This is a genomic window from Pararobbsia silviterrae, assembly GCF_003628125.1.
GTDB lineage: Bacteria > Pseudomonadota > Gammaproteobacteria > Burkholderiales > Burkholderiaceae > Pararobbsia > Pararobbsia silviterrae.
This window is the reverse complement of record NZ_RBZU01000002.1, coordinates 562,333-582,549: the sequence shown is the minus strand read 5'-3', so window position 1 is coordinate 582,549 and position 20,217 is coordinate 562,333. Positions and strand designations below refer to the sequence as shown.

At 64.0% G+C, this 20,217-nt stretch carries 7 protein-coding genes; all 7 read right to left on the bottom strand.

Annotated features, from left to right (window positions below; genetic code table 11):
- Positions 1 to 14: 14 nt before the first annotated feature.
- Positions 15 to 725, bottom strand: coding sequence for an energy transducer TonB (locus tag D7S86_RS07845; RefSeq protein ID WP_121085283.1), 711 nt, complete (start codon positions 723 to 725; stop codon positions 15 to 17).
- 9 nt (positions 726 to 734) lie between these two features.
- Positions 735 to 1,145: an ExbD/TolR family protein gene (locus D7S86_RS07840; protein WP_121085182.1), complete on the bottom strand. Its 411-nt coding sequence runs from the start codon at positions 1,143 to 1,145 to the stop codon at positions 735 to 737.
- Between the two features lie 10 nt (positions 1,146 to 1,155).
- Positions 1,156 to 3,006, bottom strand: coding sequence for a DUF2341 domain-containing protein (locus D7S86_RS07835; RefSeq protein ID WP_121085181.1), 1,851 nt, complete (start codon positions 3,004 to 3,006; stop codon positions 1,156 to 1,158).
- A gap of 32 nt (positions 3,007 to 3,038) precedes the next feature.
- Positions 3,039 to 4,640: a ShlB/FhaC/HecB family hemolysin secretion/activation protein gene (locus tag D7S86_RS07830; protein WP_121085282.1), complete on the bottom strand. Its 1,602-nt coding sequence runs from the start codon at positions 4,638 to 4,640 to the stop codon at positions 3,039 to 3,041.
- Positions 4,641 to 4,895: 255 nt separating this feature from the next.
- Positions 4,896 to 5,579: an adenylyl-sulfate kinase gene (gene cysC / locus D7S86_RS07825; RefSeq protein ID WP_121085180.1), complete on the bottom strand. Its 684-nt coding sequence runs from the start codon at positions 5,577 to 5,579 to the stop codon at positions 4,896 to 4,898.
- Positions 5,560 to 6,777 carry a TIGR03032 family protein gene (locus D7S86_RS07820; RefSeq protein ID WP_240648037.1) on the bottom strand — a complete coding sequence of 406 codons (1,218 nt, stop codon included), beginning with the start codon at positions 6,775 to 6,777 and terminating at the stop codon, positions 5,560 to 5,562. Before D7S86_RS07820 ends, cysC begins: the two co-directional genes overlap by 20 nt.
- Positions 6,778 to 7,361: 584 nt before the next feature.
- A complete protein-coding gene (locus D7S86_RS07815) occupies positions 7,362 to 20,072 on the bottom strand; it encodes a filamentous haemagglutinin family protein (RefSeq protein WP_240648036.1) in 12,711 nt (4,236 codons plus the stop codon).
- Between the last annotated feature and the right edge of the window lie 145 nt (positions 20,073 to 20,217).

The window sequence follows — 20,217 nt, the reverse complement described above, 5'->3', positions numbered from 1 at the left end:
TTCCGTTCGTTTCCTTACCCCGGTTGGCGTCCCTGCAGGTTCAGGCGCACGGGGTATTGCCAAGCGGGCGGCGGCGCCTCGTCGAGCCGACCCATCGTCTGAATCGCATCGATCACCGCGGCGTCAAGCTTCGGGTCCCCTGTCGATTGCCCGAGCGCGACCTTGGTGATGTGCCCGGACGTGTCGAGCCATAGATTCAATCCCACCGAAAAGCGCGATCCGCCGCCCGCGTCCTGCACGCGTTTGTCGTGCTCCACGGCTTGCTGCAACGTGTAGGAGAGGTACTGCGAGTAGGTCGCGTTGCCGAACGCCCCCCCGCCGCCGCTTCCGGCCATACCCGATCCGTCGCCCGCGCCGATGCCGAAGTTGTCCGTGCCCGCCTGCGCAGGCGCGTTTTCAGTCATCGACTTCGGCTGGTTGTCCGACGGCTTCGGTGCGTCCGCGGGCTTGGGCGCCACGGTGGGCTTCTGCGTCGGCGTCTGTACGTCCGGTTGCTTCTCGGGCGGCGGCTTCTGCTCACGCGGCGGCTGCGGAGGCGGCGGCAACGGAATGACGGTCGTCACCTGCGGCGCCTCGCTGCGTTTCACGCCTGCCTTGTCGTTTGCGAAGTGCCACACCAACGCAGCCAGACCGACCAGCGCAACGACCGCGACGGCCGGCTTGACCCAGCGCCGGGTACCCTCTCGCGGGTCGTCGCCACGCCCGTTGTCGTAGGTCATTCCCATGTTCATTCCCTAGCTGCCCTTCGACGCCTTGCCCGTGACCAGGCCCACTTGCGACAAGTCCAGGCGACGCAGGAGATCGAGCACATCCATCACGCGCTGATACGCCACCGTCGAATCGCCCTTGAGCACGATCGGTGCGTCAGGAGTGGTCGCCTTGATCGTGCGCAGTCGACTCTCGAGTTCATCCATCGACACCGGATACGCGTCGAGATAGATCTGCCCCGAGTCGGATACGGTGATCGCCTTGGTCTGCGGCTTGGCAAGACTCGCGGACGAGCTCGCCTTCGGCAGATCCACTTTGATCCCTTGTACCGAGGCAGTCGTCATGATGATAAAAATGACGAGCAGCACGTACGCCAGATCCAGCATCGGCGTGATGTTGATGTCGTCGTACGGCTTTTCTTCGTCCTGAACTCGCATCGCGCACTCCTTATTCGCCAGCCAAGGCGTGGTCGGGATTGCGATGCGCTTCAGCCAGTCGCGTGACGAATTCGTCGACAAATACCTGCATATTCGCCGTGACGTTTCGGTTGCGGATCAGCAGGTAGTTGTAGCCAAAGAGTGCGGGAATCGCGACGAACAGACCGACCACGGTAGCCAGCAACGCGGCGGAGATCCCCGGCGCGATCGCATTGACGTTCACGTCGCCCGCTGCCGCAATCGCCGCGAAGGTGATCATCACGCCCACCACGGTACCGAGCAGCCCCAGGAACGGGCCGCCCGAAATCGCGATCGTGAGGAGCACCATCGATTTGGAGAGCTGCTGGTTTTCACGCACGAGCGTGGCGTCCATCGTCGCGCGAATCGCCTCGATCGACTCGGTGGTGATCACGGTGCGGCCGTGTTTGTCGACACGGCTATGAATTTCCGCGACACCGGCGCGATAGAGGCGGTACAGCGACGACCCGCGCAAACGACGCGCGTCTTCGGAGCGTTCGTCAAGGTGCGCGAGACCGACCAGATGCCGGCCGGCCACTTCGCGGAAGCGCTTGACGAACCAGGCGTTCGCGCCGTCCACGCGATTCACATAGGCGGCCTTGGTGTACATCACGAGCCACGAGATCGCCGCCATCACGAGCAGAATGGCGATGACCACCCACGCATCCACGGTGACCGATTTCACGATCACGCCGAAATAACCGAAGCCGAAGCCCGACTGCTTTTCGTCGGCGCCGTAGCTCACAAGCTTCGACTCCGAACCTTGATTGATGACATCGATCGCGATCTGACTCGGCGAGCGCGCGACCTTCGACAACCGGACTTCGTCGAGTTCGCCTGTAAAGCCGTTGGCTGCGGGGGCGGCTGTTCCACTTGCCGCGGTCGACGCGCTTGCCACGTCGCCGCCGATCGCGGCGGCGGCATTCAAGGCCGGCAGACTGGCCTCGGCTTGCGCAACCCGCTTGCCGCCGACATACAACGCAAGGCTGCGGCCTTCGAACGTCACGGCAACGTGAGTCCATTGCCCCTGGGCCACCGGTTGAGAAGCCACGGTGCGAACCGGTGCGCCCCCGCCGTCGACTTCGACGAACGGCACGCCGTTGTCGAGTCCGATCAACAACGCGTTCGCGCCGTCTCTGCGGCTGTACAAAAGCGAATTGGGTGCAAGTGCGGCCGGCTTTGCCCATGCGCTGAACGTGAACGCGCCTCCGGCGGAGATCGCCAGCGACGGGCTCGCCGCAATATTGATCGGCGTTCCATTGAATTGCGCGGCCTTGCCGACGATGCCGTCCTCGGCCAGCCGAGCCGGCGCATTCTGGGCGTTGTTGCGGTAGGCCGTGACATCCTTGGGCGGTGCGTCATTCGTGCCGTCGAAGTGATACACGAGCGTATAGTCCGCATCGAACGTCTCCGCGGCCCTTGCGCCGTCGGGGGCCTTCTTGTTGCCGTAGTACATCCAGATCGATTGCGTCGTTGCAGCCGGAAAATGCGGAACATCGACCCAAATCAATGCGACACCCAACACCGGGTCGTATTGCTCGACGTGATAGTTCAGCGGTGTTTTGTCGTCAGCCGCAACGAAGCGAATATCGGCGCCGCTATCCTGCAAACCATCGAACTGAAAATTTCCCGAATGCAGCCGAATCAGCAGCGGCACGCGGCCGGCCGACTCGGCGACATCGCCGCCCTTGGGCGTCGTGTCGATCGTGATCGCCTTGCGATAGGACCAATCGTTCTGCCACCAGGCGTTCGCGACGCCCGGCAGGCATCCCAATAGCGCCGTCAAAAGAAGAAACAAAACTCGCTTCACAATCCACTCCCCGGATAAGCGACCCCTGTGCATCGGGTCGGCGCAGCACAATAGAAAGAAGCCGGTCAGAAACTCGCCCGCACAAAGAAATCGAGGTGTGGGCTATACGCCTTCGTAAAAGTCATCGACTTGAGCGGGAAAGCCAGCTCGAGATCGGCATTCGTGTACTTGAACATCTGCACGCGCGTACCCACGCCTGCGCTGGCCAGCGTGAACGTCGAAACCTGCTCGGGTAGCGGACTCAACAACCACAGATGCGCCACATCGAAGAACGCGTGCATGCGCCACTCATTGACCGCACTGCCGACGTATTTCGCAAGCGAAGGACCGCGCAACTCCATCGAGCCGATCACGCCGCTATCGCCCGTCTCTTCCGCCTCGAGATAGCCACGGACCGTATTGATGCCGCCCGCGGAAAATTGCTCGCTCGACACCAGCGGTGAATTCGCGAACTGACCGCTGACATGGCCATTGACCTGCACGTCCTGAGGCAAGTCTTCGGTATGGTTCACATCGAATTTGCCGTAGATGAAGTCGGCGGTGGCGTCGTAGCGTTTGTTGTCCCACGCATCGGCATCACTGCCGACGCCGCGGACATTGGTCGTGACCGACGCGGAAATCGACGTCTGCGAGTGCTCGCGGTTTAATTGGCCGTTGTATGCGAGCGTCACCGGCAGGTAAGTCAACGGTGCGGCCGAACTGCTCCCCGCAATCGTGTCGGTTTCGTCGAAATGCTTATGGTCGATCTCGATACTGACCGAGTGCGTGTAGGTATCGGTCGGCGGCAACGTATAGGTCGCGGTGAGTCCGAACGAGGTCCCCTTGCCGAGCACGTTGGTGCCGCCAATCGACGCGACGTCGCTGTTCGAGTGATACACCGTACCCAGCAAGCTCCAGTTCGTGCCTTGCAGCGGCGCGAGGTACGACATCGAATACACTTCGGCGTCCCGCGGATGCTGAGGCGCGACCACAAAGCTTCCCGACACCACGTGGCCGAGTTGCCACAAGTTCGAATAGCTGAGTGAAGCCACCGTACGCAATACCGATGTGTCCGGACTCTGATCGTTATTGAGCTCGAGACTGCCATGGGCCGCGCTCTGATCGTCGACCTTCAGATCGACGTCCACGGTTTGCGGCAAGGTACCCGGCTTGAGCACGGGGACCACCTGGCGATCGGGCGACTTGTTGAGCTCGGTGAGTTGCTGCTGCGCATCGTTGAAATTCGGCACGGTCCCTTCGGTCAGCGCGGGCACCGCATCGCGGATTTCCTGCGGCGAGTGATACTGCGCCCCCTCCACACGCACGCGACCGACCTTCGCTTCGACCACCTGCAAGACGATGACGCCGTCCTTCACCTGTTGCTGCGGCAGTTCCACCACGACAGACTGGAAGCCCCGATCTTGATAGACCTTCTGCAACGCGTCCCGAGCATCATTGACGTCCTTGAGCGTGCGTCCCGGCCCCTCGAACGGATAGACAGCTTTTTCGATATCGAGGCTCGGCAGCGACGAATTGCCCCGCACGATAATTTCGTTGACATCGAAAGACGACGGGACGCCGCGCGAAACCGCGGCTGCGGCCTCGGGCGCCGGCGCATTTTGCGCGGACCCGCGCTTCACTTCGCTATCCGGCTGTGCCGAGACCTGCGCACCGACATCGCAAGACATGGTCAGGCCGCTCAGAATCAAAGCGCCGGTCATGCATTGAACAATCCGGCTCAATGCCGGATGAGGCATATCGACTTTGAAATCCCCGGTCGTTTCAAGCTTCGTTCGCCGCTTATTTTGATTGCCTAACATCGTGAGCTTTGTGTGGTTTGATCATCGAGGCTCGCCCCGTACATGCCACGAATGTTATTTTCGTGACAATTGTTTAGCTTTCCTATTTATTGACTCGATGAAGATGGATTTCTCATGCCGTCACTACGCCTCGTTGATGCTTCGAAACCCATTCCATTCGCTGCGGCCACGCGTATCCCAACTCGCAACGAACTGCAGTTCGACATAGCTTGCAAGCGCCGACACGCACTGCCCCACGGTCTGAGCATCGGTGTCGAGCACCAAGTCGGCGTCGAGCGGCGCTTCGTAGGGTGCGGATATTCCGGTGAATCCCGCGATTTCGCCGCGACGAGCCTTTGCGTAGAGCCCCTTGACATCCGCGGCTTCGCATCGCGAGAGTTGCGCCTTCACGTAGATCTCTCGAAACCGATCGCCGATGATCTCTCGCGCATGCGCGCGCATCTGCACAAGCGGCGAAATCAAGGCGACGATGGCAATCAATCCTTCGTTGGCCAACATCGAGGCCACTTCCGCCGCCCGCCTGACGCTCTCATGGCGATCGCATGCGGAAAAATTCAAATCGCTATTCAGTCCGCGTCGCAGTATGTCGCCATCGAGTACGGCCGAACGCATACCGTGTGCGCTCAACGCTTTCGCCGCCGCGCTCGCCAGCGTGGACTTGCCGGATCCGGAAAGGCCCGTCAACCAGACCACGCCACCTTCCGATGTGAGTTTTCTAGACTTCGGTTCGCCATGAAGCGCGCGACGCAATGGCAAGAACATGCCGTCGCGCGCCTCGTCAATGGTGCTATCTTCGACCCGCTGCATCTTCCTCGTCCTTTTCCCGGGATTGGGTTTGCCAAAAGCCGCCTCGCATCGTCACGATCGAAGGTGTGCCTGCCCATTGCTGCGGATTGAGAATCTCGGCGCGCCGAATGCCAGGCATCACCTGCACATCGAAAATCTCGTCGACGCCGTTATAGAAATCGAGAATGCCGAGTAACGCGCCGCTGGCCAGATCCACCGCGGCGACACCGGCCACGAGGCGATCTCGTTGCGTCTCGATCGGCAGTTCTTGCGGGCCGCGCTTCTCACGCAGTTTCGACAAGCCGATGAAGAGCACTCCGCCGTATTCGGCGAGACCGTGCGCAAAGCCCGGCAGCGCGGTCACGACCGTTTTCAGGCCAGTTTTCGGATCGATCTTGAGCACGTGCCCGCGACCGCCTTCGAGTACGTACAACGCGCCATGGATAAGCCGCGGGGAATGAGGCATCGAAAGCCCTTCGGCGACGATTCGCCCCGACGGCACTTCCATGACGATGCCGCCATGAGCCATGTTCTTGCGCCAACCGAAGGGCTCATCGGTATGTCCGAGCGCGGTCGCGTAGCGCACCTTTCCCTCATGAAACGCCATGCCGTTGAGGTGACAGCGATCGTCGGGGCCGAAACCCGTCACGAAAGGGGGTTGCCAGATCGGGGTGAAGTTGAAATAGCCGTCGATCACGCTGATGCACGAGTAGCGCGTATTGACGGCCAGGACGACCTGTTTGTCGAACGCCATATCGTGCAGATCGAGGTCGCCGGTGAAATGCGAGATTCGCGGCACGAAAACGGCATCGTAGTAATCCGGCCGCAACGGATACTTTGGCGCAAGCGAAGACACATTGGCGAAGATCATCAATTCGCGAACGGTCGCTATCGCAAGCCGACTCTCGGTCACCGCCAACCCCATCGATCGAGGCAGCACGCAGGCCGAGAGCGTGGGAATCCCGTTTTCCACGCCGAGCAACGCAACACCGGACGGACGTCGACTGATCGCGAGCGTGCATTGGAGTGCTTCCAGTACGGACAAGAAACGCCCCGTGTCGCGCACATTGATCAGCGGCGCCAAGGCCTCGTCGATCTCGGACGCGAGCACGTTGCCGGTCACACCCGGCTGCAGTTTTCGTTCTACATCGCTGTCGCTAATGTGTTCCACTTCCCGGTACCTATCAGTCGCCGTTGCTTGCCTTAAACGCCAATTCAACTCGAACCACTTACGATCGGCATCGACAATATCTTGTCGAAAACAAATCTTTTGTACGCTCGTTGCTTACACACTTAGATAGACGAAGCCTGTGGATCGAATCCGCAGAAGATTTTTAATTTTTTTTAATCGACCAGATAGGTGCGCGCTTAGTGCAAATACGTGACACGAATATGTCCACACTCACTTGAAATTTATTTTATGAAAGTATGTACATAGCTTGGTGTTCGCCATATGACAGGCATGCGGTCCCTTTTCACCAAAAATTCCATGTTTAGGCGTTGTGCGTCTGCGCCGCAAAGCAGGCATCGTGCGCGGCGCAAGCGAACGTCGTGCGGCATGATGCGAGGCCTCGCTCAAAGGACATTCAGTCCAGTGCGCCGCCCAGGACACATCGAGCGCCGATGCGCGTCCGACCTCCGATGTTCAAAGCGAGATGAGCGATTCGCGAACGAAACACGCGCACAGACAGCCGCTCGGCCGAACGGTGCCGTATTCGATTGGGGCTAGCCGCAACACCGAACTCGCAGAACGCATACGTTCGCGAGTTCGGTGCATTCGACGCAAGGCGCCGAGACGCGTCTTCAGTGCTGGCGGATGCTCTGTTGCTCCGCGTCGCTCAGATGCGTGAGTTCGGCGAGACGCGCCAGTTGCTGGTCATTCAGACTTCCGTGGGCAAAGACCTGAAGTGAGCTGTCGGGGTTATATCCAACGGCGTCAGACTTGGGCTTCTTTTTCCTTGCGTCGGTTCCGTCGCCGCTGTCATCGCCGAAACCTTCGACCTGAACCGTGATGGACCAGTGACGCTGCGAAGCGACCCCGTTGGCATTGCTCCTCACCAGGTTCTGCGCCATTTGCGTCACCGCCGAGGTGGCCGCGCTGGCGGCCGTCAGTGCCCCCGTGTCGACAACCGCCGCGATAGGCACACCCGTGGACTTGCCCTGAACCTGGATGTTGGCCGCGTTCAAGACCTGCAGCGCGGCGACGTTCAGGTTGCCCGACACGCGAATGCCGGCCGCACCGGCGTCCACGGTACCTCGGGGCGCCAGGATGTTCGCATCGCCGGTCGGCGCCGACGGAATCGTCTGCAATGTCGCGATACCGGCTCCGGTGACTTCACCCTTTGCATCGAGCGTACAGAAATGGTTCGGATCGCAGACGTATTCGGGCGGCGGCACGTTGGCCACGCTCGTCGCCCCTTCCCCTGCATTGACGTTACCGTTGGAGCTCCAGATCGTGATGTTGCCGCCTTGCTCGGTAAACACGCGGCTCTGCGCAAGCAGCAGACTCTGATCGGTAAAGATGTCGATATCGCCCTGTTCGAGCGTCAAGATCCCCTGCGTGCCCGGTCCCGCTTCAACCTGCCCTCCGGAGACGATCGCTGGCGGCGCCGAAGAACTGCCGACCAGCGCCTCTCCACCCGGCCCCAGGATCGAAATACTGCCGCCTTGCTGGGTCTGGATCGTCGTGCTGCGGATGTCGAGATTCCCCGTGTCCACCAGTTGGCTTGCGCCGTTGGTACCGCCGCCCAGACTGTTCGCCGTATAGCTCAGCGACGCGGGGAACAAGGTATTGATCGCCTGATAGCCCGCAGCGTACTGGTGATAGTACGAGCTCGACGGATTGTTATAACCGTTTCCGACATCGGTCAGGATGCCGAAGAAGACTTGTTCGACAAACAGTTGCTGAACATACGACGGCAACGCTTGGAACTGGGTCCATGCCTGAGCGGAGCTCAAGGGCTTCGACGCGGGCGTCTGCGCGGTCAATCCTGTATCGACGCCCTGCCCCGCGTCGTACTGCTCCATGAACGCAATCAGCGCCGAGGTCGTACCCTGACTCTGCGCGGTGACGCTGGCCGGATCGATATACGTGGCGATGAAGCTCGCATCGTCGATGCCCGGCGCCACGCCGAACAGCACGTCGATACTCGCGCTCTGATGCGGCAGGTTCGGGTTGTTGAAGTTACCCACCGCCTCGATGCCCGTATTGCTCGCGAAGATCCCCGAGTAATAGACCTCGAGTTGGCTCGTGAGCGGCCCGATGTTGTGGCCGGCCTCGATATCGAATGTGCCCGGTCCGCCGAGCACCAGGCTCGCGACGTTCGATGCGTCGTACGGCAACGGCGTGTCTTCGATATCGTTCCCGGCAACGATGCGCGTCACGTCGTCGGCGCGCAGATTCTGCCCCTCGAATGCGAGGTTGATGATGTTGCCGCCCGCCTCGATAAACGCGGGTTTGTCGACCACCACGTCGAGCAGATTGGCGTAGAAGCCCGAATCGACGCCCGAGCCCGCCGGTTGAAGCGCACCGTCGACGATATTGCCGGTGAGACTGTAGATACGCACGGGGACCGTGTCGTCGGCGTGCAAGGCACTCGCCGCGTGAGCGCCCGCGGCCGTATCGCCCAGCGCATCGACGACGCCCACATTGGGATTGATCGACGACACGGTCGGATTGAGCGGCGAAGGCATGTCTGCCGGATCTTCGTCGGACAGACCGATCGCCCCCGATCCGCTCAGGTTGATCGACTGATCGGCGATCAGACTCAAGTTCCCCGTCGGAGACGGCGATAGGATCCCGGCGGAGGTCACGGCGATCCCGCCCGACAAGGCCGCGAGATTGACCGTCGCGGGCAGCACCGCCGAGTTGTCGCCGATTCCACCGCCGCCGATCAATGCGATCGCGCTCAACGTGCCAAGATCGACATCCCCCGTCGTGGCCGACACGTTGACCGCGGAGCTCGTCGAATATCCTTGTGCATCGGGCGAAACGTGATAGGTAGCGGCCAGCGCGCTATCGGAGACATACGACGGATCGACGACCGCGCCGATGTTGGCGCCCTGCCGCGCACTCACATCCAGCACGCCGTTCTGGACGGCCAGCAACGTGGAAACCGGCGCGCTCAAGGGGACGTTCGGATTGACATCCGATTCGCTCAAGGCCTGTGCGCTGACAGTCGTGTAGACAAGACCGTCCGAGCCGATCAGACCGCCGGCCGTGATCGTGCCCGTGCCGTTCGCGACGAAGTAATCGCCGCTCAGAATGTTGCCGCCCGCAGTCACCGTGAGGTTGCCCGCGCCCACGGTATTGACGGTGGGGGTACTCGTCGATGCATTGGTCAAATACCACGTCGTGGGCAGCGAAACCGCAAGATCCGTGATGTTGCCGCCGGCGCTGACCGAGACGTTGCCGCCCACGCTCATGACGCCCTGATCGAACGCACCGAAGTTGATCGACGTCTGCACGATCTGGGTGGCGCCGTTCACGCCGACCGGGCCGCTCACGTTGCCGGTTTCCATCCACTGCCACCAGAACTGGCTGTCGTTGGCGCCCGCCACGCCCGTCACGGCGCCCGTCGTGTCGACGACGTTTTCGATGCCCGTGATGTTGTTCTGCGCGGTGATCGAAATGTTGCCGGCCGCCTCGGGACTGACGGTGGGTGAGACGAAAATATCCGGCACACCGCTCGCCGCCGAGCCTGCGAGTATCGTTGCCGTACCGCCGGCCTCCGTGCCGGAAGCCGGCTCGCCCGCGGTGTAGATCACCGCGGGCGCGGTCGAATCGAGCATCGTGACGTCATTCGCAGCGTCAATACTGATCGACCCCGTACCCGTGCGTATCATCGTCGGGGCAAGCAGCGTGAGACTGTTCGGGCTGTTCGGGTTATTCGCATTGTCGTAGGCGAAGTGACCGTCGAGCGTCACGCTCCCTCCGCCGGCGTTCGGCGTCTGTGCCGACGACGAGAACAATTCACTTGCCTGCAGTGCCAACGGATTGGCACTCGACAGGTTCGCGCCCGCGACCAAATTGAACGTCGAACTGCTGCCGCCTGTCAGGGACGCCGATAGCAAAGGCAGACCGTTGCCCGCAACCGCCACAGGTGACGGTGTGTTATCCGTTTGCGGCGCGCTGACCACGATGGATGACCCCGGGGTCAAGACGGTCGAGTCAAGTGTCGCGGGCGGCGGCTGCACCCAGACCAGATTCGGCTTCACGCCGGTCGAGAGATAGAAATTGATTTCGCTGTCGAGATACCCGCTATAGGCGGCCAGATACTGAAGATAGGCCGTCGGATTGTCCGCACTCGCACCGGTCGGATACGCCACCGTCAACGTCGGTTGACCCGCCGCCGTCGGAAGCGACGTCCAGGTATGGAGGTTGGTCCCGCTAAAAGGGGTATCGAGGACTGCCACCACGCTGCCGTTTGACGGTGCAATCGCCTTTTCGACGCTATCTACGGGCTGCAGCAGATAGTCGAGATAGGCGCTGTATAGGCCGTAATACTGGCCGATTTCCGCCGCGCTACCGGCCGTCAGGTTGGCAGGCGCCGCAATCGGAGAGGGATACCCGTATTTCAAGTAATACCCGCCCACGTTGTATCCGGTGGTGCCGGGCGTTGTCAGCAGCGCATCCTGAGCCGCATAGGTGGAGTCATTCGGCACCGCAATCGAAGTTCCGGATCCGGTCGGATTGGCGATCTGGAAGAACCCGTCGGTCAGACTCGCATCGACCTCTACATTGTTCTCGGCGCGGAAGGTGATGACCGGCGCCTGCCCGTCGAAGCGATAAGCCAGATCGGTGGCGGAGGTCCCCGCACCCAGGTTCCAGTTCGTGACGATCGAGATATTGCCGTCGTTGATCGATGCGCTCGGGTTGTCCAGATCGATGGCCGGCACCACGTTGAAGTGCGCGATGCCGGTGTTGGCGAACTGTGCCGCCACGCCCACCTCGCCATTCTCCACGAAGCTCATCAGCGTGCCCGGCACACCGGCCGTCGCATCGCCGTCCACGTAGCCATAGAAGCTCTCGTGGTCCGTATTGGCGCTCGTCGGCGTGAAGTAGTCGTTCTCCAAGTCGCTGGCGAGATCGGCCTTGATCTGCGCCCACGTCGCACCCGGCGCATTGGACAGCGTCGCCGTCGTCCACGTCCCCGTCGCGGCGTCGTAGGTGCCGGGCGTGTACGTGATGGTGTTGCCGCTCTGGTCGGTAAAGGTCCCCGCCACCAGTTGCGGCGTGCCGTTGGGACCCGCCGCCTGATACCAGCCGGCCGGATCGACGATGCCATCGAAATGCTGCGCCCCCGTCGTGCTGTCCGTCGTGCTCCAGACCGCATACGCATCCAGATTCACCGCGCGTGCGCCGACAATGCCGCTGCCCGCACCGGTCAGCCCGATCACGACGTCGGCGTACTCGCCCGTCGTCGCACCATCGCTCAACAACGGCGCACGCAAGTTCACGACGCCGCCTTCGAGCCCGTCCGAGGCAAGCGTCAACACCCCGCCCCCGGACACGTCGATCTTCGCATCGGCCCCGAGCTTGATCTGCCCGGAGTTGGCCAGCGCCACATTCTCATAGCCGTACTGCGCGTTATACGAGCCGACCGTCGCCGTACCCGAGGTGCCGATGTTGACCGTGCCGCCGAGCTCCGTCGAGCTTGCATTCACGGCACCGTTGCTCAGATAGGCATCCGAGCCCTCGGCCAGCAGCGTGCCTTCGAGATCGACACCGCTCGTGCCGTACAGATTGATCGTGCCGCCCTCTTCGCCGCCGGCAGCCGTGGCCACGCCGTTCGCATTGATCGTGCCGTCGATGATCACATTGCCGTTGGCCGTATCGGCCGCGCTGCCCGCGCCTCCGTTGGCGGTCAGCGTCACGCTGCGCCCCGTGAGCGTATTGCCCGCCGACAGCATCAGATTGCCGGTGCCCGTCTGCACCGTGATCGCGTTGTTCACGCCGCCCGCGGCCAGCTCGCTCGCAAGACTGTCGAGATCGACCGCACCGCCCGTGTCGAGCGAGAACGAACCCCCGAGGAAGCCGCTCGCGGCCCGGCCGTTGATCGTGCCCGCGAGCGTGACCGTCCCGCTGGTCGCCGACAACGACAGGCTACCTGCCGCGCCACCGTCCGCGGCACCCGCGAAGTCCAGCGTCGCGCCCTGCTCGACGTTCACTGTGCCCGCATCGGCGGTGAGCGAGATCGCGCCGCCGGGCGCGTACTCCGTAATGTCGAAGAACGGCAACGCAATACCCGCCGAGCTGATCAGCGAGCCGTTGCCGATCGTCAGGTCTCCTGTCGTGGCCTCCAGACTGACGTTGCCCGCCGCGGCTTCGATGGTCGCGCCGTTGTCGTCGAGCGTGCCGCCCTTGAAGCTGATGGCGCCGCCCTGCGCACTCAAGGCAAGCGGCGTTCCCGTCGCGCTGTTGAGCGTCAGCGTGCCGGTGGTCTCGACGGTCTGGGCCGAGCCCGTATCGGCCAGATACACCGGTGCATTGAAGGTGACGGGCAGCGCGCCGAAGTCGAACGTGCCGCTCCCCTCGCCCACCACGCCACCCGTGGCGTTGAAGCTCGCCGAACCGAAGCCCGATAGCGTGCGATTTCCGGTGCCCAGATCGATCTCGCCCGCGTTGACCGTCAGCGTGCCCGTGCCCGCCACGCCCGTGGGCACCGGTGCGCCCATATCGTTGGTGAAGGCCACCACCGGTGCGTCGATCGTCACCGCGCCGCCGGTGCTCGCGAACTCACCCGCACTCAGTTCGACATCGTTCGCAAAGCTCAGCGTGAGGGTACCGTCGAAGGTCATCACGCCCGCGCTGCGCAGGATCAAATCCTTGGCCGCGGCGAGCTGCGCGAGTTGCGTGGCTCCGACGACGAAGCCCGGCAGGGCCGCTGCCGCCGCGCCCGTCTGGTTCGTGAAGGTGATGGCCGAACCATCCACCGCAATCGTGTTGGCCGACAGGTTCGCGGCCGGATCGAAGCTCAGGCTGCCCGACGAATCCAGCGTGAGCGTCTGACCGCCGTTGAGCGTCGCGCCCGCCGCCACGCTCAGCACCCCCGTGCCAGTCGTGTCGAGTCGTGTGACCACCGAGACGCCGCCGTTCGAGACTTCGAGCAGCGCGCCGTCGCCCGAAATCGCCGGGGTCGTCGTGGTCACGCCGTTTGCCGTCGTGGTGCTCGCGTTCTGGCCGATCGTGATCGGCTCGTCCTTGGCCGCCGGATAACTGCCTTGCGCCGTGATCACGCTGCCCGGATCCACACGCAGCCCGGTGGCCGCGTTCGGGTCGGTGCTCGAGCCGCTCGTCGTCACCAGAATGATCTCCGGCCCGGTGAGCGGATCGGCTGCGTCATTGGACACCACGACACTGTTGGCGATCGCATCGATCGTGATGCCGCTGCTCGTCTGCGTGCGCGTGCCGCCGATCAGGAGACTGCCGGCGTTCAGCGCATCGAGTTGGTCCGCGCTGATCTGCAGATAGCCGGGCAGCGCCGCTTCACCCGCACCGCCGTTGCCCACGATCTGTATGTCCTGCGAAGCGATATCGACCTCGGCCGGCGCGCCGCCCGCGGCGGCCGCCATGTTCAAGCTCGCGCCGAGTGTCAGCGTCTGCCCGGCGGCCAGCACGAGCTGACCGCCGTCCTGCGGCAGCGGCGGCGTCACCGTGCCCGCGCCTGCCGCGAACGCCGGGAAGAACGCGTTCGCGCTCGTCAAGGTGTACGCCGAATACTGCTGCCAGACCGCGCCCGACTGCACATCGAACAGCGTCGGCGTCGCACTGCGGCTGCCCGTCAATGCGTTGCCGAAATACCCCGCCACGACCACGGTGCCATCGGGCAGCGTTTCGCTCGAGCCGGGGACCACGGCGCCCGCCGCACTCGACACGGTGACGCGAAACGCGCCCGGCAGCGTGGCATAGTCCGCCGGCAGCAGCGTGTAGTAGCCCGCCGGCAGCCCCGGCACGCCCGACAGATAGACCGACTCGCCCACCGCCGTGTCGAGCGCGGACTTGCCCACGCCGATGCCGACGGTCGTCGTCGACGCCGCGCCGCTCGCGCTCGTCGAGGGTTGCGTCGTCTGGGCGAACACGGGGTCGTAGGCCGACACCGGGTTTTGCGCGCCCGGCAGGATCGCGTAGACGTCGGTTGCGCCGACGTTGGTCGGCACCGCCGTGCCGGTGGACGTGTTCGCATAACTCACGGTGTACTGCGACAGCACGTTGCGCGTGCCGCCCGTGCCCGGCACCCACTCTTCGGCTTGCAGATCGCCGCCGCCCGACAGGTCGATCGTGGCGCCCGAGTTCAGCGCGACGCTCGTCGCGTTCACGCCGATGTATTTCTGCGGCGGCGCGGTCACATCCGGCGCGGGGCTGGCGCCGGGCACCGGATTGAACTGCCACTCGACGCCGTCCAGGGTCGTGCCGTACGGCACGATCGCGCCGTCGAGCGACACCGAGCTCAAGCTTCCCGCGCCGAACGTCACGGTCTGCGTGTCGACCAGCGGAAGGCTGTTGAACTGCGTCAGCGTGGCCGCATTGGTCGCATCGCCCACACCGAAGATCAGGCTGCCCGCAGGCGCGCGCACCGTCCCGTCTTGCGTGATCGTGCTCGCATCGACGAGCAGCGTGCCGCCTGCCGAGAGCGGCACGCCCGAGGTCCCGGTGCTCTCGAAGGTGATGGTGGTCGCGCTCGGCCCCACCGCGTCGAGCACGAACGTGGAGCCCGTCGACGGATAGAGATCGGCAGCGGCAAATGTCAGATTGCCGCTCGAGAACAGCTCGCCATCCATCAAGGCATCGCTGCCGCCGACCAGTGAGGCATTGGTCGAGCTCAGACGGATGTCGCCCCGGCTCGTGAAGGTGGCTTGTCCGAAGTTATCGAGCTGGACTTGATTGACCAGATCGATGAACGACGCGTTGATGTTCAGTGTCGCGTCGCCCGCGGCCTCCACCGGCGTCATCTGCGACGTGCTCACGTACGGTCCGACGATCGCCACGTACGGCGCGCTGAGCGTCGCCGTCGTGCCCACCTCCGTCACCGGGTCGGCCGCGCCGACCTGCGTGCTCGGTTCGCTCGCGAGCAAGCTCGACAGGACAGAGCTGCCCCCCGTGCTCGGCGCGGGCGCCGCGGTCGTCAACAGCGACTGCACTTGTGTCGCATTGAGGGCGACCAGTTGCCCGGTCGTGATGTCGATCGCACCGGGCAGCGTCACGTTGACGTTGCCCGCCAACGCCACCGGGACCGAGCTCGGTTCAGTCGAGCTGCCCACGTCGCCGCCGATGACCAGGTTCGCGATACCCGAGCCCGTCAGACGGTCCACGGCGAACTGCAGCACACCGGTGGGCGCGCTGCTGATCGCCTCGCCCGGCGCAAGACCCACCGGTACGAGATCGCCGCTTTGCTGCAGCAGGATCACGCTTGCGGGCACCGAATACGCGGTGCCGCCACCGGCCACCTCCACGGCCTGCACATAGCTCTGCTCCGGCAGCAGCGTCAACGTCCCGCCCTGTCCTTGCGAAGCCCCCGGCTGCGCCTCGAGCGTCGCGTCGAAGTACAGGCCGTTGGTCGCGCCGATCGTGATCGAGCCGGCATTGCTCCAGACCGGCTGCGCCGCATAATGGCCGTTGGCCTGCAGTTCGTCGAAGCTCGCCACGGCGCCCGATACGTCGAGCACCGCGCCGGCTTGCGCGATCACATAGCCGCTGTCGTCCGAGATCGTGATCGAGCCGCCCGACAAGACCTTGCCCGTGTCGGGCACGATGGTCTGGATGCCTTCGCGAACCGGCGCGGCATCCGGGTCGGTGAGCGCGACGCCCGCCACATCGAGCACGGCATCGGCGCCGAGCCACACCGATTTGCTCGACGACGTGTAGCTCTCGAGGTATTCGCCGGGCAGCGCATAGGTGGAACTCGTCGAGTCGGCGCTCAGCGTGATCGAGCCGCCCGGCGCGATGATCGAGCCGAGCACCGTGACCTGCACCGGCGAACCCAGCCCGACGCTCGCCCCCGCGTCCGTGCGGATGGTCGCGCCCGCGCCCACGACCACACTGCCCGTCGCACCGCTCGGGGCCTCCTGCGTTTGATAGACCAGATAATTGCCCGCGGTCAGTACCAGGTCGGTCGGTTGACGGTACCAGGCGTCGAGCGTGCCGACCGTCGTGAGTCCGCCCGCGGTGATGTCCGCGTTCGTGGCCGCTTGCAGCAGCGCCGGCGTGATCGGAATCAGGTTCTTCTGCGTGACGATGACGTCCGCGCCCGCCGCGACCGTGGTGTCGTAGATCGCGTTGAGCACGTACTTGCCGAAGCCTTGTTGCGAGAAGAACGACGTCGGCAGCACAAGGTCCCACGACGGCGCCGCAGCGGCGCTACCGCCGATCTGGAAGCCCCAGTCTTGCAACGTCAACGTCCCGCCGCCCGCGAAGCCGTAGCTGTCGATCGTGCCGTCCATCTGGATCAGCGGCGCCGGCGGCGCGGCGGTGGCCGTCGTGCGCGAGCCCGATTGCGCGTTCTCGTAAAGCGTGGGCAGACCCGCATTGGTCACGAGCGAGAGGCTGCCGCCCAACCCCGCCACCGTGCCGTTGCTCATCAGCAACTGTCCGTTGCTTTGCACCTCGCCCCCGCTCGCCAGATTGATCAGGCTCCCCGCCTCGAGATCGATCTGCCCGGCGGTTTCCGTCTCCAGCGACACACTGCCGCCGTTGATGTATTCGCTGTCGCCCGCGGTGCTGCCCGGCACCGCTTGCGTATCGTTGTTCACCCATTGGCCGGCCACGCTGATCACCGCAGCCGAACCGACTTCGAGATCGTTTGCCCCCACCGAGCCGCCCGCCGTGATGGCGATCGTGCCGCCTTGTGCAAACAGACTTCCGAGCACCGTCACGGGCGCGCCCGGGCTGTCGAGCTTGATCGAGCCGCCCGGCTGCACGACAAGTTGCGTGCCGGGCGCCACCACGATGCCCGTACCGCCGGTTGCGGCCTCCGTCACGCTGACGTTGGAGAATCCCGCGCTATTAAGCGTGTTGACGGGCACCACCGTGGTGGCCAGCACATTGTTCGGGTCCGTCGAGGACAGTGCGCCCAGCGCCGCCGTATCGAGCGGCGTCGTCGCGCTGAAGCCCGTTGCGGGGTCACCGGCAAGATCGTTCAGTTGCGGCGCCGCGTTCTGCAGGATCACCAGCCCCGTCTCGCCCGTGTTGCTCGGACTCAGTCCGAGGGTGCCGTCGGCGTCTGTCGCGCCCATCGTGAACGTGCCGCCCGTGGGCTGTGTGTCGCCTTGGACCTGCTTCTCGCCGCCGAACGCCTGCGAGCTCACCGAACCGTCGAGCACGGCCGCCTCGGTGCTGTAGATGTTCAGCGTACCGGCGTTGCCCCCCACGATGAAGTCGCTCTCGTAGACCCCGCCGTTGAGCAGCGGGTTCGACCAATCGAGCGTCACGCCCCAGCGCGGGTGACTCTCGACGAATTCGCCCGCCACGCCCACATAGATGTCTTGCGCGCTCGCCTCACCGATCGGCACGATGGCGCCGTCGGCATCCACCAGCCGTGTCGTATCCACCATGCCGCCGAGGTAGTGGATATACCCGCCGTTCAGATCGAGCGAGGAGCCCGTGGCGGTCATCACCTGCGCGCCCGACAGCGTGATCGTGCCGCCGTTCGTGAGTAACTGGTCAATCGAGCGCGGCATCAAGGCCACCGCGCCTTCGAGATTCAGAATCGGGCTGCCGACCCATTCGAGTCCGTCTTCGGTAACACCCGTCAGCGTGCTGTCGACCACCACGCCCGTGAGACCGTTCAAGAAACTGTCGCGCAACAGCGGCGAGTCCGCGAGTTCGTTCTCGTTGATCGTGCCCACGTCGAGCAAGATCGCCGACATCGGCAACTCGACGTTCGCGAGGCCCGACACGTCGATGATCGCGCCGCTGTCGACATAGATGCGCCCGGCCACCAGTGTATCGCCCGGCGGCGCCACCACGTTTGCGCTTGTCGGCGTGAGTGCGGTGACCGATACCGTCGAGCCCGGAGCCTCGACGAGCGAGCCCGATTGAAACCAGACCGAGCCCGCGGTGAGATCGACACTGCCCGCGGTGAAGGTCGTGCCGGACGACGTGGCGGTCTCGCCATCCTCGTCGGGCAGCACCGCCGTGAGCGATTGCGGACCGAAGATCAGCGCCCCGGCGCGGCCCGCTTGCAGGCCCCCGCCCGTGGTCGATTCAATCTCAAGGCTCTGCCCCGGATACGCGACGTCGGCGGGCGTGTTGGCCAGGTACTCGTCGGTCGTCGAGATCGTGATATTGCCCGGCGTATTGATGCTGGTCAGGACGCTCACCACACCGTCCTGATTCACATTGCTGCCAAGCAGATTGATGTCGCCCCGCTCGGCCTGCACGATGCCGGTGTTGGTCAGCGTGCCGGCCGGCGTGATATCGATCGCCGATACGCCCGTGCCCACCTCGACCTTGCCCGTGAGTTCGGGAAACAGGAACTGCGGATTGGTCGACTCCGGAATGAGGCTCACCCCCACGCCGGCCGCGAGCACCACCTGGCCCGTGGCCGCGACCGTGATGCTCCCTTCGTTGGTCACGTTGGGCGCCGCGATCAGCACGAAGCCGCCGTTGCTCGCGCTGCCGTCGGCCACCGTGTTGATCAGCGCCCCCGGCTCGATCGTGATATTGCCCGGCGCCGTGTACTGACTCGCCGAGCTGACCGAGACGACATTGCCCAAGCCCAGGATCTCGGTGGGATTGCCCAGCGCCGACGCCGAGGTCGACGAGGTGCCCGCCTCGAGTTCGGCAAGCCCGCCGTTCAGAAACAACTGGTTGCTCGTGGCGATGTCCGTGCTCGTCTGCACGAGGTCGTCGTTCGAATTGAGCAGATCGAGCGAGGACGCGACCAGCGAGTGCACGTTGATCTGCGAGCCCGCGCCGAACAGAATCCCGTTGCGATTGATGACGAGCACCGTGCCTTGCGCGGTGACGTCGCCGAGGATCTGACTGGGCAGCCCGTTCGGATCCATGATCCGGTTCAGCACGATCCAGTTGTTCGTGCCGTTGCTCTGCGTGCCCGCGGATTGATTGAAGTTGAGCGTCGTCTGTTTGCCGACGTTCATCGTCTGCCACGTCAGAATCGCGTCCTGCCCCGTTTGTGTCACGTTGACGGTGACGGTGCCGTTCGCGTTGTTCGTCTGCGTCGGCGCGTCCGCGTTGATCCAGACCACCGAGTTGCTCGAGTTCGAGCTTGCCGCGGTGGGCGTGCCGTCGGAGTTGAACGTGATGCCCGGTGCGACCTGCAAGCCGCCGACCGCGAGGCCGTTCGGCACCGTCGATGCGGTGCCTGCCGCCGCAGCGGCCTGTTGTGCGGCGATTTGTTGCGCGATGCTCTGTGCAGCGTGCGCGAGATTCTGAATAGACGGCTGACTCGACGCCAGCGCTTGCGTGGGCGATACGCCGAGATTGGCGAGCCCGCTCGACGACGCCGCACCGCGCGCCGTGCTGATCTGCGCGCCGACATTCGCGAGATTGACCACACCCGCGGCGTGCGCAGCACTCGCGGCGCCGGCTGCGAGTATGACGGCAATGGCACGGCATAGCGGCCGAAGCGGCAGAGGAACCTGCCGAGCCGAACGATGGATCTTAGTGGACTTGTGTTCGCGACCGCTCATTCCGAATCCC